This is a genomic window from Bacillus sp. FSL R9-9834 (assembly GCF_038006905.1).
Lineage (GTDB): Bacteria > Bacillota > Bacilli > Bacillales > Bacillaceae_G > Bacillus_A > Bacillus_A pacificus.
Genome location: NZ_JBBOWD010000001.1, coordinates 1,759,479 through 1,774,037, shown reverse-complemented (window position 1 = coordinate 1,774,037; position 14,559 = coordinate 1,759,479). Strand labels below are relative to the sequence as shown.

Genomic DNA, 14,559 nt, shown 5'->3' with positions numbered 1-14,559 from the left:
CCCCCTCTTCTGTTAATTTTTCTTTAAAAGAGTTGCTCCTGCAATCCCTGGGTGCGTCATTTCGAATGGATCTAGAATTAATTCTAAGTCTTCTTGTGACAGTACACCATTTTTCACACAAAGTTCTCGAACGGATTGCCCTGTCGCGATTGCTTCTTTCGCAACGCGAGCTGCTGCTTCATAACCGATATGAGGGTTCACGGCTGTAATAATTCCTACACTCTTCTCAACATACTCTTTTAAGCGATCTTCATTCGCTTCAATTCCTTTTAAGCAATTATCTGTAAAGGCACGGAAACCGTTATTCATAATGCTAATTGATTGAAGTAAGTTGAAAACTAGTACTGGTTCCATAACGTTCAATTCTAATTGACCTGCTTCTGAAGCAAGACAAATTGTATGGTCATTACCAATTACTTGGAACGCAATTTGATTAATTACCTCTGGCATAACAGGGTTTACTTTCCCTGGCATAATAGATGAACCTGGTTGACGAGCCGGTAACATAATTTCTGTTAAACCAACACGTGGACCTGATGCCATTAAGCGAAGGTCATTCGCAATTTTAGACATATTCATCATACATACTTTCAGTGCTGCTGATACTTCTGTATATGCATCCGTATTTTGCGTTGCATCTACTAAGTCTTCCGCACCAACAAGTGGTAGTTCACTAATTGCAGCTAAATGTTTTACAACAGCTTGAATATATTCTGGATCTGCATTTAAGCCTGTACCAACTGCAGTTGCTCCCATGTTCACTTCATATAAGTGTTGACGTGATTGCTGAATTCGTTTCATATCACGTTCAAGCACACGCGAGTACGCTTTAAATTCTTGCCCAAGACGAATTGGCACAGCGTCTTGTAAATGTGTACGACCCATTTTAATCACATGATCGAACTGTTCTGCTTTTAATTCAAATACATCGTGCATATAGCCCATCGTTTGTAATAAACCTTCTAATGCGTTTAATGTAGCGATATGAATCGCCGTTGGGAATGCATCGTTTGTGGATTGCGCCATGTTTACATGACTATTTGGACTAATATAATGATAGTCTCCCTTTTCCATTCCTAATAATTCAAGAGCACGATTGGCAATGACTTCATTTGCATTCATGTTCATTGAAGTACCTGCTCCGCCTTGGATTGGGTCTACGATGAAATGATCATGCCATTTCCCGTCAAGAATTTCTTGAGCAGCTTCTGCGATTGCGCCACCCTTGTTCAATTCCAATCTTCCTACATCTGTATTCGCAAGTGCTGCAGCTTTTTTTACAACTGCGAACGCTCTAATTAAACCTTCATGAATTTTGTATCCTGTAATTGGGAAGTTTTCAACTGCACGCATTGTTTGTACACCGTAGTATGCATAGTTTGGTACTTCTTTTTCACCTAAAAAATCTTTTTCAATTCGAACACCATTTTTAACTTCAGTTAATGTTGCCATACTTATTCACTCCTTAACGATTTCTTATGCTGCTTTTGTTTCTTTGACTGTTTCTACATATTGTTTTGCTTTCTCATTATCGAATTCGCCTTCCCACTTCGACATAACAATGGCCGCTAATGCATTCCCTAATACATTGACAGATGAGCGAATCATATCTAAAATGCGGTCAATCCCCGCAATTAACGCGATACCTTCTAGTGGTAACCCCATTGAACCTAACGTTGCTAATACAACAACGAACGATGCACCTGGAACTCCCGCCATACCTTTGGATGTTAACATGAGAACGAATAATAACGTTATTTGCTCTGTCAGTGACATGTGCACACCGTACATTTGTGCAACAAATAATGCCGCTAACGCTTGATAAATAGCCGATCCAGTCAAGTTAAATGTATAACCTGTCGGAATTACGAAAGAGGCAACTGCCTTTGGACAACCGAACTCTTCCATTTTTCTCATTATATTAGGTAAAACAGCTTCTGAACTTGCTGTCGTAAATGAAAGAATAAGTTCTTCTTTTAAAATTTTCATTAACGTAAAAATGTTTACGCCAACCATTCTTGCATTTATACCTAATACAATCACAACGAATAGTATAACAGTTACGTATACAGCTAGCACTAGTTTTCCTAAAGGAAGTAGTGTTGCTACACCAAATTTTGCAACCGTAACAGCAATTAATGCGAATACACCAAATGGTGCAAATTTCATAACTTGATTTGTAACCCAAAACATCGCTTCGAGTACACCTTCAAAGAAGTTAAAAACAGGCTTTCCTTTTTCCCCAATTGCTGCGACTCCTAAACCGAATAATACTGAGAAGAAAATAATCGGTAATAAGTCACCTTGTGCAATCGATTCAAATACGTTTTTCGGTACGATATGAACAATCGTCTCAGCGAATCCTTGCTTCTCTGTAGCATCTGCTGTTTGTTTATAAGAAGAAATATCACTTTGCTGTAAGTTATTCATATCAACGCCAGTACCCGGCTGGAATATATTCGCCGCAAGTAACCCCATTAAAATAGCGATTGTCGTAATGATTTCGAAATAAAGAATTGTCTTCCCGCCTAGTTTCCCAAGCTTCTTCATATCGCCTACACCAGCTACTGCAACAATTAATGCTGAAATAACAATTGGTACTACAATCATCTTAATTAAGTGAATAAATATATCCCCAATTGGTGTAATATAAGAAATCGCCGTTTTATTGCCATAAAAGACTGCCCCTACTACAATCCCTAAAACAAGCGCGACAAAAATTTGTGTTGCCAATCCGAATTTTTTCATTTATGTTCATCCCCTTCATGCGAACGCTTTCAATTTGAATTTATAAAAGCTACTCACACATCTTATAAGCGAACCTACAAAATCATACAAAAACCTACAAGTTCGTCACAAAAAATTCAAATATTTTTCTTCTTTTTTTCATTGACACCATTTTGTTAAAAAACTATAAAATATACTTGATAAGTAATCAGATTGTTTCGTATAATCAAAAAGATATATACTTACAACAAATCAAAATGAAAAGGAGTGGATGATATGAAAAATTATGTGCAAAAATTCGTTCTATCTTCTTCTTTTCTTTTTCATTTTCTTAAAAAGGAACAAAGGCATTCGCCTTTGTTCCTTTTTTATTGCGATCTATATAGGGGGAATTGTTATGAGGCCATATAAACGTGTCTTAATTAAATTAAGCGGCGGTGCACTTGCCGATCAAACCGGAAATAGCTTTAACTCCAAACGATTAGAACATATCGCAAACGAAATTTTATCCATCGTTGATTTAGGTATTGAGGTATCTATCGTCATTGGAGGCGGGAACATTTTTAGAGGTCATCTAGCGGAAGAATGGGGAATCGATCGTGTAGAAGCTGACAATATCGGTACGTTAGGTACAATCATTAACAGCTTAATGCTACGCGGTGTTTTAACAAGTAAAACAAATACAGAAGTGCGCGTTATGACTTCCATCCCGTTTAATGCTGTAGCTGAACCATACATTCGCCTACGTGCAATCCACCATTTAGATAACGGGTATATCGTTATTTTTGGAGGTGGTAACGGGCAACCGTTCGTTACGACAGATTACCCAAGTGTTCAAAGGGCTATTGAAATGAATAGTGATGCTATATTAGTCGCAAAACAAGGAGTAGATGGCGTCTTTACTAGTGATCCAAAACATAATAAAGCAGCAAAAATGTACAAAAAACTAAACTATAACGATATTGTTAGGCAAAACATACAAGTAATGGATCAAGCCGCTTTATTGCTTGCCCGTGATTATAATTTACCAGCACACGTCTTTAACTTTGATGAGCCTGGAGTAATGAAAAGAATTTGCTTAGGTGAACATGTGGGGACGTTGATTAATGATGATGCCTCATTGCTCGTGCATGAAAAATAATTAATTATTAATCATAAAAAAGGGGTGTCTATAAAAGACTCCCTTTCTTTAAACTTTAGAAATAAAAATCAGCCAATCCCCCCAACTTTTCCTTACAACGCTCCCAAAACGATAACTTCTCAAAAAATTCTTTCGTCATTTCTTTTGAATTATGAAAATCCTCCGTTAACGCCTCATTAACTTGTCCTACAATTGAACCACCATGAATATACAAATTCATTTCATCATTTATATTGAAACTTCGCGAAGTAAAATTTGTCGTACCAATAACAGTTAGTTCATTATCAATAAGCATTAATTTGCCATGAAACATCCCTTTTTTATAACCATATACTTTAATTCCATTATTAACAGCTTGGCGAATATACGGATACGCCGCCTCTTTAATAAGAGGAATATCTGGTTTATATGACCAAAGTATTTTTACAGTAACTCCACGTTTTTTTGCTTCCATTAAAGCATTCATTACTTCTTTATTTTTGGCTATAAAGTAAGGTGTTGTAATGACAATTGAATGCTTTGCTTCTTTTATTAATTCTATATATTTTTCAGCGACGTGATGTCCATTGTAACTAGCCATCGTATGTAATGTATTCCCTTTACTCGCTTTATTCGTACTTCTTTTTATCTCTTCTTTCGTATCTCGTTTCCAATCTAAAGCGAATTGTTCTTCTAAATCTTTTGCTCCTTCTCCTTTAAGTCGCACATGATAGTCACGCCAATATCCAAATCGTTTATCTTTTCCTAAGTACTCATCCCCTATATTAAAACCACCCGTATAACCAATCTCTCCATCAATCGTCGTAATACGGCGATGATTACGATGGTGAAGTGAATAAAACCCGAATGGTAATTCAGGTTTTCTACTATATGTAAAATGTACACCACTTTCCCGCAATTCACTTATCATCTTTCTTTCAAATGATAAATCATTAATCCGATCCACTGATAAATAGACGTTTACTCCTTCTTTTGCCTTCTCTTTTAATAAATTTAAAAAAGTATGGCTACTTTTATCATCTGACAAAATAAAAAAGTACGTATAAATAGATCTCTTCGCCTCTCTTATATCAGTAAATAACTGTTTATAAAATGACTTCCCTTCTACATATAATTGAAAGTCACTATAATGAAGTGCATACTCTGTCGGCATGTTTTTCCCGGCTTCCATTTTTCTACCTAAGGTAACATCGATATGCATGCAAATTAAAATAAAAACAACAATAGCAACAATAATAGAAGTAACTCGCAATATTTTTTTAATCATTTTAATTTCCTTCCGCTCAAATTACATTCTACTCTGTAGTGTTTCATTTAAATATATTTTCATACGGAATGTATTTCTTCATTTTCATCGATGTTAAACAGGTAAAGGAGCGAAGAATATGAGAAAAGGAAAAACACCTATTGTTTTTGTCCCTGGACTTTTCGGTTCAATGAATAATATTATTATTCCGGGTACTGGTGATTGGAGCTTCGGACTATCTGCATTTGTTTATGAGCCATTTATTTTGATGTTAGAAAGTATGGGCTATGAACGAAATAAAAACCTATTTATTTGTTTTTATGACTGGCGTCAGCGGATTATTTTTTCTACACAAAAATATTTATTACAAACGATTGCTTATGCTAAAAAAATTACAGGGCGCGATAAACTAAATCTAATCTGTCATAGTATGGGAGGACTTCTTGGACGTTCTTACGTTCAAAGTGAAGAATATAAAAATGATGTAAATCAACTTATCATACTCTGTACACCAAGCGCTGGATCTCCGGCAAATTATAGTTATTGGACTGGAGGTAGTCTCCCTGTCCATGCCTCTTCTAAAATAAATATCGTTCATTTTTATATGGAACAATACATTAACTACTTAAGCACCTTATATAACATGAATACAGTTGAGGCGATACATCTTTACTTTCCAGGATTACAAGATGTTATTCCGTGTAAAGATTACGGGAATTATTTATTTATAAAATCTGGATCTTCAATTACATTTATTCCTTATAGTAAAATGAAAACGAAAAACCCTTTCCTCGATAATTTAAATAAAAATAGATTTATGATACAAAAAAGAAATATTGAAACTACACTCATTGCTGGAGATGGAGAGGAAACCATTCAATATTTACAAGTCGTTCCTTCATATTCTAGTCTGAAATGGACAGACGGCAAAGTCGTCGGTGATATGCTTACAAAACATGGTGACGGGAACGCTATTTTACATAGCGTTTTTCTCCTAGAGGGAAATAAATGTGTTGTGCATGCTTCACATAACGAAGTGCTCTACAAAAGCATTCCTATATTACAAAAGATACTCTAAATTACAAAACAAAAAAGGTGAGCACTACGCCACACCTTTTTTTGTTAAACAAAGTTCCTCGCATCATTATTTCTTCCAAATTTATAAATCGCAATTAAGAAGAATGCAATTGCAAAAGCGAATAAAATGAAAATATTTAAATACAACTCAGCGAATGGAATTCCTTGCTGTAGTTTTGCTATCGTGTCTAATAACCAGCGCTGCGGAAGGAAATTAGCTACTTTTTGTACCGCTTTTGGCATAATGTCATACGGGAAATAACATCCAGCCAGTAAACATGTCGGTACAATAATCATATTTTGCATTGCATTTGCTGACGCTGAGTTTTTCGAAAAAGCGACAAGGACTAATGATATTCCAATTGCTATTAAAGCAAATAACATGAGTACGCCCAACATCACTATGAAAGGCATATTGATATTCGTATGAAAAACATTCGTTAGGAATAAAGTTGTAATTAGAATTTGTACTGTTAGTATCATCATATTTACCCCAACATTAGATAATATGAACTTCTTTCCGTCTATCGGTGTTGATAAGAGTCTAAAATATGTTCTATTCTCTTTTTCTTTTAAAATATGACCCGATAAATTCGCTGCTGAAAACAACATAAACATAATAAGGTAACCTATCGTTTGGGTTGTCATATCTTTATTTTTCGAAGTATCTTCTAATGTTTCAGTTTTCATTTTAAATGCACTTTTTTGATACCCTGCGTACATAGTATCAAATGTGCTTTGATCTGTTCCTGCAACTTTACTAATCGCTGCTATATTATCAATATAATTATATAAATAGGACCTTATAAATCCTGTTACTTGATCACCTTTAATCGATGAAATTTCAATATGATCAGGTTTCCCTTCTCGAACACTTTCGGAAAAACCAGAATCTAATGTAATAACACCATCAAGTTTTTTTGAAGTGAGTTTATCTTCTACTTCAGAATCTTTAATCTTACTTACATTTACATGCTTTAATCCTTCTAAAAATTTCACTGTATCATTTGCTATAGGTTGATTTTCTTTATTTATAACCCCGATATTTAACGTTCCTTGCCCTACATTTCCGTATTCCGAAAAGGCGATGAGCGTTCCTATTATTGGCAAGCTAATAATAATAAATAAACTTTTTTTATTTTTCAAAAGTACAGATAACGTTTTTTGTATGAGCCATAAAATATCTTTCATACTATAGCCCCTCCCGTCTACGTAATGCAATAATTGCAATTAATAAAAAGAGTGCCGAAATTCCAAGGTTTAAACCTATTACCGGCAGTGCTGCCCCAACATCATTCGCGTAGATAATTTTCATAACAGCTGTATTTGCCCACGTTAATGGTGATAAATTCGTAACGAAATTTTCTTCTACTACGAAATATGCACCACCAAAAATAGAAGCTAATTGCACGACTACCATAATAATTGCTCTCGATGCTTCAGCTGTTTTCGTAATATATCCGATCCCTAAACCGAAGCTAATTGCTAGAAAAACCTGTGTTAATAAAATAATAAATATAATTCCAAGATGGTCGCCCCAATTCGCTTGAAAAACAAATTTACTAAATAACATGACAAGCAATATGCACAGAGCATTTGCTACTAGGCTCCCAAGTATTTTTCCAATGAATATTTCAGCCTTACTTATAGGCGCAGCAATGAGACGATCTCCTGTTTTACGTATTCGTTCTCCTCGAATTAAAGAACTGGCTCCCATCGCTGCATATAGCGCAATCATCGTCGTCATTACAACTGCATAGTAATCCATAGAACCTGGCTTTTTCGCAGCTTGTAAAGATGTTTCTTTTATATAATCATTATGATTTCCATTTGAAATAACTGCGCTCACCTTACTAGGATCTACTTTTGCAACTTCGGCTGCTACATTGTACTTATCAACAAACGTTGTAAGCATGCCTTCCACAATACTTCCCTCAATACTACTTTTGTCACTTCCGTACAATTTTGCGCCATCTTTATTTAATTCTACATAAGCAGCATATTTATTTTGCTTCACTGCTTCCTTCCCATCTATACCTTCAGAAGCTTTTTTAAAATGAATACCCGATTTATCAGCTTCTTTCACAAATGCTTCAAATGCTTGAGAAAACGTGCTACTCGCTTCATCTTTATATAGCACCTGTATATCTTTAATTGAATGACTATCACTATTAAATGCGTTTGTTAATGCTGTACCTAATACAAGCATAAGCACAATCGGAAAAGCTAACATAAAAACTAAAGTTCTTACGTCTCTGAAATCTCTTTTCATATGCATAATTGCAATATTGAAGATGTTCAATGGATGAACCTCCCTTTACCTTTTCTTCATTTACCTTTTATTTATCTCGTAAGTTTCTTCCAGTCAACGTAAGGAATACTGTTTCTAAGTTTGGAGCCTGCTCCTCTAACGAACGAATTTCAATGTCATGATTAATGAAGTGCTGAATAATTTTATTTAAATTGTTTAACCCTGCATCCGAGTTTACTTTAATTACATTCTCATCAATTTGAACAGCTTTCACTCCATTTATTTCTTTTAACTGTTCTACATCTAAATTTTCTACTGACTTCACTTCAATCCAAATGTCTTTCGTATCCGTAATAATCGCTTTTAACTGTTCTTTCGTGCCCTCTGCAATTACTTTACCGTGATCAACAATTGCGATTTTCGTACAAATCTCTTCTACCTCTTCCATGTAGTGACTCGTATAAATAATCGTGCTTCCCATTTCATTTAATTTCCGAACAGACTGGAGAATATAGTTTCTTGACTGTGGATCAATTCCAACTGTCGGCTCATCCATAATAATTAACTTCGGTCTATGAGCAATCGCACAAGCAATATTCAGCCTTCGTTTCATCCCGCCTGAAAAGTTTTTCGGATAACTTTTATATTTATCGCTAAGCCCTACAAATTGAAGTGCTTCCTCCACTCTCGCTTTTAACTCAGCACCCCTTAACCCATACAATCCAGCAAAGAATTTCACATTTTCATAGGCAGTTAGCTCTTCATAAATCGCAATATCTTGCGGAACGATACCGATATTCATCTTCGCAAATCGATTATGTTTCTTTATATTTTTTCCTAGTATGCTAATTTCACCTTCATTACTTCTTAGCAAGCCAGCAACCATATTTATCGTTGTACTTTTACCAGCACCATTCGATCCTAAAAAGCCAAATATTTCTCCTTCTTTAATAGATAAAGACATATTATCAACTGCGATGAAATCACCAAATTTTTTCGTTAAATTTTTAATTTCTAAAGTATTCATCGTTTCACCCCTATTTCGGTTTCTCTGCTTTTAGTATAAACAAAAAGAATGAACCTGCTCAGTGCAGAAGTTCATTCTTTTCACATGAGATTATTCACTTTTTTCATATGAGATGATTCATTCTCATATCGGCAGCAACATTGTTACTGAAAAACCACTTGTTCCATCTACAATAATTTTACCATTTACAGATGCCGTTCGTTCCTCCATCCCCATAATACCGAGACCTTTTTTAACAAGCATTGCACCTTTTCCATTATCCTTCACTTGTACCTTTACCATCTTGTTAAGTACATGAATATCGATTGAAATGACTGTCGCATCAGCATATTTCATCGCATTTGTTAATGCTTCCGTGACATTTTCACCGATAATCTTCCACTGTATAGGAGAAATCATATCTAAGTTCCCTTTATAAACGAAAGGAATATTCACATCATGCTTACCGGCAAATTCCTCTATGAATAATTTCATACGATGAATACCAATTTGCTCAGTTGGTGGCTTCATATTTTTTAATGTAATCCGAATGCTTTCAATTCCATCTTTCGAAATATGAATTGCATTTTGTAATAACTCAGCAGATTTTTCTTTATCTATCGCCATTAATCTCTTTGCTGCTTCCATTTGAATGAGTGCACCTGTCATCGAATGGCCAATTTTATCATGAATTTCTTGAGAAAGTCGATTTCTCTCTTCTAACTTAAATGTGTACTCTGATTGCCTTATATACTCTTTATTTTCATTTAAGCTTTTCGTCAGCCGTTGCATATCTTTTCGCATCTGATCATTTTGTGATTCAAGCTTTAATACGCGTAATATATACCGTTCTGCCATCGTTAATACGAGAAAGGAAAATGCAACAATTAATCCATATGTCATTCTAATACTTTCATTTGTAAAGATAATAGGAATCATCATAATGAGAAAGAGTTGCCATTTCTTCTCTATATAACGGAATATAATTTCATATAAGTTCAATGGTAAAAACAAAATAAAGAACGGATGAATCTTCCATGTAAATAACATAACTAAGCCAATCGATACAGAAGTTAATATGTTTTTGTGCGTATCTTTTTTACATATAGAGATTAGCACGTTTACAGAAAGATATAAAAGCAAAGTCAGTATAATCCATGGTAAGTTTGCAACATTTAAATAAATGTAACTAAACACGATATATATAAATACAATTAATTTACTTACAATTAACCAAAATTCCATATCTTTAATCTACTTTCCCTGTTAAATAATAAATCGCAATTTGTGTACGATGTTCCAGTCCAGTTTTCCCTAAAACTGACGTAATATAATTTGCAATTGTTCCTTCTGATATGAAAAGTTGCTTCGATATTTCTTTATTCGAAAAGCCTTTTGCAATTAATGCGATAATACTCAGCTCTCTTTCAGTAAAAAGACTTTTATCTATTTTACATTCTTCCTCTTTACTTTCCATTAAATTAGACTTAATTTTATCTAGAACTACATCTTGCATAACTGTTTGACCGTTATATACTCCTTTTATCGCATCACGAATACGCTCTGGATCATTATTTTTTAATAAATAACCTTTCGCCCCGTTCTTCACTGCGTCCAAAATATATTCATCATCATCGAACGTCGTTAAAATTAGCGGTTTCGTTTTCGTCTCTTCGCAAATGAATTTTGTCGCCTCTACCCCGTTCATATTTGGCATGCGAACATCTAAAAGGGCGATATCAACGTCGTTCTTTTTGCAATATTCCACTGCTTCTTTCCCATCATTTACTGTATCTACTACTTCGAACTCTTCATATGTATTTAAAATAATTTTCATGCCTTCTCTAATAAAAGAATTATCATCTGCTATTAATATTTTAATTTTCATGTTTGTTAGTATGGACCTTTCCCTACTAACACTCACATCCTTTCTCCCTGTAACATTTCCTACTTGCTCATTATATACTTCTCTTTACCATTTTTTCACACCTTTTTTCATCTAGCTCACCTGCAAAAAATATATTATTCTTTTTTTACAAAATGTGTAGGGTGACTTATCATTCTTTACGTCTATATAATAGACTGCGTCAAAAAGGAGGGAGAGACCCATTGAGGAAAAACAATTAATTGAAAAAGCACAGCAAGGAAGCGAACATGCTTTTCGTATCCTTGTGCAAACATATCGTCACTATATTTTCCAAGTTATCTTTTCTATTTTAAGACATGAAGAAGATACGAAAGATGTTACACAAGAAGTATTCGTAAAAATTCACGCCTCTCTCCCAAATTATCAATTTCGCGGATTAAAAACGTGGATGGCGCGTATTGCCACCAATCACGCTATTGATTATAAGAGAAAAAAAGCTAGAGAAAACGAAGAACTCTCCTTATGTAAAGAAACTGAGGAAAATATAAAATCCTCTCAAAATATTGAGGATTTATTATTGACGAAAGAACAAAAATTACTCATTGCTCAAAAACTGAGAGAACTTCCCCATAATTACCGTGATGTCGTTCTCGCACATTACTTAGAAGAAAAAAGTTATCACGAAATTGCTTTGCAGGAAAATATCGAAGTGAAAACAGTCGAAATGAAACTGTATCGGGCAAGAAAATGGATTAAAAAACATTGGAAGGAGGAAGAGTTTCTATGATGCATTATTCAAAAGAAGATTGGCGCAATTATACATTAGATGTTATAGAAAGTAATGAACGTGAATCTATGGAAGAACATCTTTATGAATGTGATCATTGTTTAGCGCTTTATATGGAAAGTATTGATGAACAACAGGAAAACCTTCCGATGATAAATGATGATTCATTTACGAACGAAGTTATGACGCAAATTAATTTTAAAACGCTACAACCTAATGAAAATATAAAAACAAACTCATTAAAGCGAACGATTATTCACTACATAATTGCAACCGCAGCTACAATTATTTTTATGGTAAGTGGTTTATTCCAATATATTTTCACAGCGACATCAAATTTCGAGAAATCTTCAAAACATAACGAGTCTTCTATCTCACAACAAATTGTAAACAAATCGGTAGACACATCAAAAAAGGACGGAGGTTCAAAGCATGAATAAAAACCCCTTTTTAGCACTTGTATTAGGGCTAATTCCTGGGCTTGGACATTTATATTTAAAGAAATTTGGACGGTTTATTTTATATAGCGGAGGGGCTGTATTTCTATTTATCTTTGCAGCATTTTGTACAATAGCATTGGGAGCGCGTGATATTGCTTTTCTTTCTCTATTTTTACTAGCCGTGTTATGGGTGGTCAACTTACTAGATTTAGTTATCACGATTATTAACCAATCGAAAAAACAAGCAACCGGAGAATTAACAGAGTCCTCTAAAGAGAGCGAACGATTTTATATCATTCTTCTTTCCATCATCCCTGGACTTGGTCATTTTCAATTAGGGCTTATGCAACGTGGACTTACATTTTTAGTAGCTTGTACAGGAATCGGAAGTATGATCATTTTCGTTGCCCTTTTAACATCTCAAGAAAGTTTCCTTATCTTTCTCGTGACGTTACCTGTTTTATGGATTTATAATTTCTTCGATGTTGTTCAGCAACTCCAGAAAAAAGAACGTGGTGAGCAATTAGTTGACCGCACTATTTTTGAAGATTTTGAAGAGCACCGTGAACAAGGAAAGAAAAGTAAAACATTCGCTTCTATTTTAGCGATGTTTCCTGGAGCGGGACATATGTATTTAGGCTTACAGCGACGAGGCCTCCAGCTTATGGCAGCCTTTTTACTTTCCATCTATTTACTTGACTTATTAAGACTTTCAGCGTTTTTATTTTTAGTACCAATCATTTGGTTCTATAGCTTCTTTGACGCTTTACAGCAAACTGCAAAGTATGGAAAAGAACGTGTACATGACGAACCTATCATTGATTATTTTATCAATCATCAAAGATGGATCGGTATCGGGTTAATTACACTCGGGGGTTATTATTTATTAGATCAAACAGTCCTTCCTATTTTGAATGATTACTTCGCAACTATATTTAACATTCATCTTAGCGAGCTGTATTATCGCTATTTCCAAACATCTATCGTTGCACTCCTCTTAATTGGTGGCGGCTTTAAATTGTTACTTGGAAATAAAGAAAATAAAGGTGGTACGAAAGAATGAGAACATGGCGCGTTGGAACATTTTCAATGGGGCTTTCTATTATTGCATTAGGTTGCTTCTTACTATTTTCAGTTATAAAAGGTACTGAGGTATTAGATTCCTTAACAGCATGGTGGCCTGTTTTACTTATTATACTTGGCGTGGAAATTTTACTTTACCTTCTATTTTCTAAGAAGGAACAATCATTTATTAAATATGATATTTTTAGTATTTTCTTTATCGGTGTTTTAGGAAGCGTCGGAATTGCTTTTTACTGTTTATTATCAACTGGATTGCTAGATGAAGTTCGTCATTCTATTCATACCACTCGCCAAACGAGTAATATTCCAAGTGGACAACTTAATATACCTGAATCTATCAAAAAAATTGTAGTGGATGCAGGACAGTACCCTCTAACAATAGAGGGAAATGATACAAATCAAATTCATCTTCTTGGAACATATGAAATGACGACGAAAGCTAATGAAAAACTTAATTTAAAACAAGAAGATTTTCTTTCCGTTCAAACAGCCGGGGAAACAATGTATATCACTTTAAAATCATTACCAGTTCAACATACGTTATGGAATTCCGCACCACAGGTCAAACCGACACTCGTTCTTCCACAAAATAAAAATGTAGAAGTTCGTGCTTCAAATAACGAACTATCCCTTTATCCAGGTCAATTACAAAATAATTGGTTTGTACAGGAAAGTTCAAATGTATCTGTTCATTTAACGAAAGAAAGCGATGTATCTTTAATCGCCATAACAAACAAAAAAGAATCCCACGGAAACACACCCTGGGAACAAGTTGAAGATTTAACGAAAAAAGAAGAGAATACTTCAGAAGAAAATCCAGAATTAAACGAACAAGAACATTGGTATAAAAATTCGATTAAAACTGGAAATGGAACGTACAAATTAAGCATTGAGAAAGCTTACAATTTAAATATGAGTGTTATTGAAAAATAAA

General features: G+C 34.5%; 14 protein-coding genes. 6 read left to right on the top strand and 8 right to left on the bottom strand.

Annotated elements, in window-relative coordinates; translation table 11 throughout:
• Positions 1 to 12 precede the first annotated feature (12 nt).
• Both aspA and MKY00_RS09310 read right to left on the bottom strand, forming a co-directional pair.
• Positions 13 to 1,452 (bottom strand): aspartate ammonia-lyase, encoded by a 1,440-nt coding sequence (gene aspA, locus MKY00_RS09315; protein ID WP_016717130.1) that lies wholly within the window; start codon positions 1,450 to 1,452, stop codon positions 13 to 15.
• Between the two features lie 24 nt (positions 1,453 to 1,476).
• Positions 1,477 to 2,748, bottom strand: coding sequence for a cation:dicarboxylate symporter family transporter (locus MKY00_RS09310; protein WP_000713289.1), 1,272 nt, complete (start codon positions 2,746 to 2,748; stop codon positions 1,477 to 1,479).
• A gap of 376 nt (positions 2,749 to 3,124) precedes the next feature.
• On the opposite strand from MKY00_RS09310, the gene pyrH reads away from it, so the two are divergent.
• The gene (pyrH, locus tag MKY00_RS09305) at positions 3,125 to 3,868 is read left to right on the top strand and encodes a UMP kinase (protein ID WP_001248062.1); all 744 of its coding nucleotides are present in this window, start codon (positions 3,125 to 3,127) and stop codon (positions 3,866 to 3,868) included.
• A 55-nt stretch (positions 3,869 to 3,923) separates the two neighbouring features.
• Here pyrH and cls read toward each other — a convergent pair whose 3' ends face one another.
• Positions 3,924 to 5,135: a cardiolipin synthase gene (gene cls, locus MKY00_RS09300; RefSeq protein WP_016717129.1), complete on the bottom strand. Its 1,212-nt coding sequence runs from the start codon at positions 5,133 to 5,135 to the stop codon at positions 3,924 to 3,926.
• 118 nt (positions 5,136 to 5,253) lie between these two features.
• Here cls and MKY00_RS09295 point away from each other — a divergent pair, with 118 nt between their 5' ends.
• A complete protein-coding gene (locus MKY00_RS09295; RefSeq protein ID WP_016717128.1) occupies positions 5,254 to 6,192 on the top strand; it encodes an esterase/lipase family protein in 939 nt (312 codons plus the stop codon).
• 44 nt (positions 6,193 to 6,236) lie between these two features.
• Here MKY00_RS09295 and MKY00_RS09290 read toward each other — a convergent pair whose 3' ends face one another.
• The 5 genes from MKY00_RS09290 to MKY00_RS09270 form a co-directional block, all read right to left on the bottom strand.
• Positions 6,237 to 7,382: an ABC transporter permease gene (locus tag MKY00_RS09290; protein WP_016717127.1), complete on the bottom strand. Its 1,146-nt coding sequence runs from the start codon at positions 7,380 to 7,382 to the stop codon at positions 6,237 to 6,239.
• A 1-nt stretch (position 7,383) separates the two neighbouring features.
• Entirely contained in the window at positions 7,384 to 8,493 is a 1,110-nt protein-coding gene (locus MKY00_RS09285; protein WP_016717126.1) for an ABC transporter permease, read from the bottom strand.
• Between the two features lie 37 nt (positions 8,494 to 8,530).
• Positions 8,531 to 9,469 (bottom strand): ABC transporter ATP-binding protein, encoded by a 939-nt coding sequence (locus tag MKY00_RS09280; RefSeq protein ID WP_001093843.1) that lies wholly within the window; start codon positions 9,467 to 9,469, stop codon positions 8,531 to 8,533.
• Between the two features lie 123 nt (positions 9,470 to 9,592).
• A complete protein-coding gene (locus MKY00_RS09275; protein WP_016717125.1) occupies positions 9,593 to 10,693 on the bottom strand; it encodes a sensor histidine kinase in 1,101 nt (366 codons plus the stop codon).
• 4 nt (positions 10,694 to 10,697) lie between these two features.
• On the bottom strand, positions 10,698 to 11,336 hold the full coding sequence (locus MKY00_RS09270) for a response regulator transcription factor (protein ID WP_000694106.1): 639 nt from the start codon (positions 11,334 to 11,336) through the stop codon (positions 10,698 to 10,700).
• A gap of 283 nt (positions 11,337 to 11,619) precedes the next feature.
• Between MKY00_RS09270 and MKY00_RS09265 the strand changes: the two genes are divergently transcribed.
• From MKY00_RS09265 to exsE, 4 genes are read left to right on the top strand one after another with little or no spacing between them, the layout of a single operon-like run.
• The gene (locus tag MKY00_RS09265; protein WP_016717123.1) at positions 11,620 to 12,102 is read left to right on the top strand and encodes an RNA polymerase sigma factor; all 483 of its coding nucleotides are present in this window, start codon (positions 11,620 to 11,622) and stop codon (positions 12,100 to 12,102) included.
• The gene (locus MKY00_RS09260) at positions 12,099 to 12,542 is read left to right on the top strand and encodes a hypothetical protein (protein ID WP_016717122.1); all 444 of its coding nucleotides are present in this window, start codon (positions 12,099 to 12,101) and stop codon (positions 12,540 to 12,542) included. The genes MKY00_RS09265 and MKY00_RS09260 overlap by 4 nt, the downstream gene beginning before the upstream one ends.
• Positions 12,535 to 13,605: a hypothetical protein gene (locus MKY00_RS09255; protein ID WP_001039094.1), complete on the top strand. Its 1,071-nt coding sequence runs from the start codon at positions 12,535 to 12,537 to the stop codon at positions 13,603 to 13,605. The genes MKY00_RS09260 and MKY00_RS09255 overlap by 8 nt, the downstream gene beginning before the upstream one ends.
• Positions 13,602 to 14,558, top strand: a complete 957-nt coding sequence (gene exsE, locus MKY00_RS09250) for an exosporium protein ExsE (protein ID WP_016717121.1) — start codon at positions 13,602 to 13,604, stop codon at positions 14,556 to 14,558. The genes MKY00_RS09255 and exsE overlap by 4 nt, the downstream gene beginning before the upstream one ends.
• The last annotated feature ends 1 nt before the right edge of the window (position 14,559 follow it).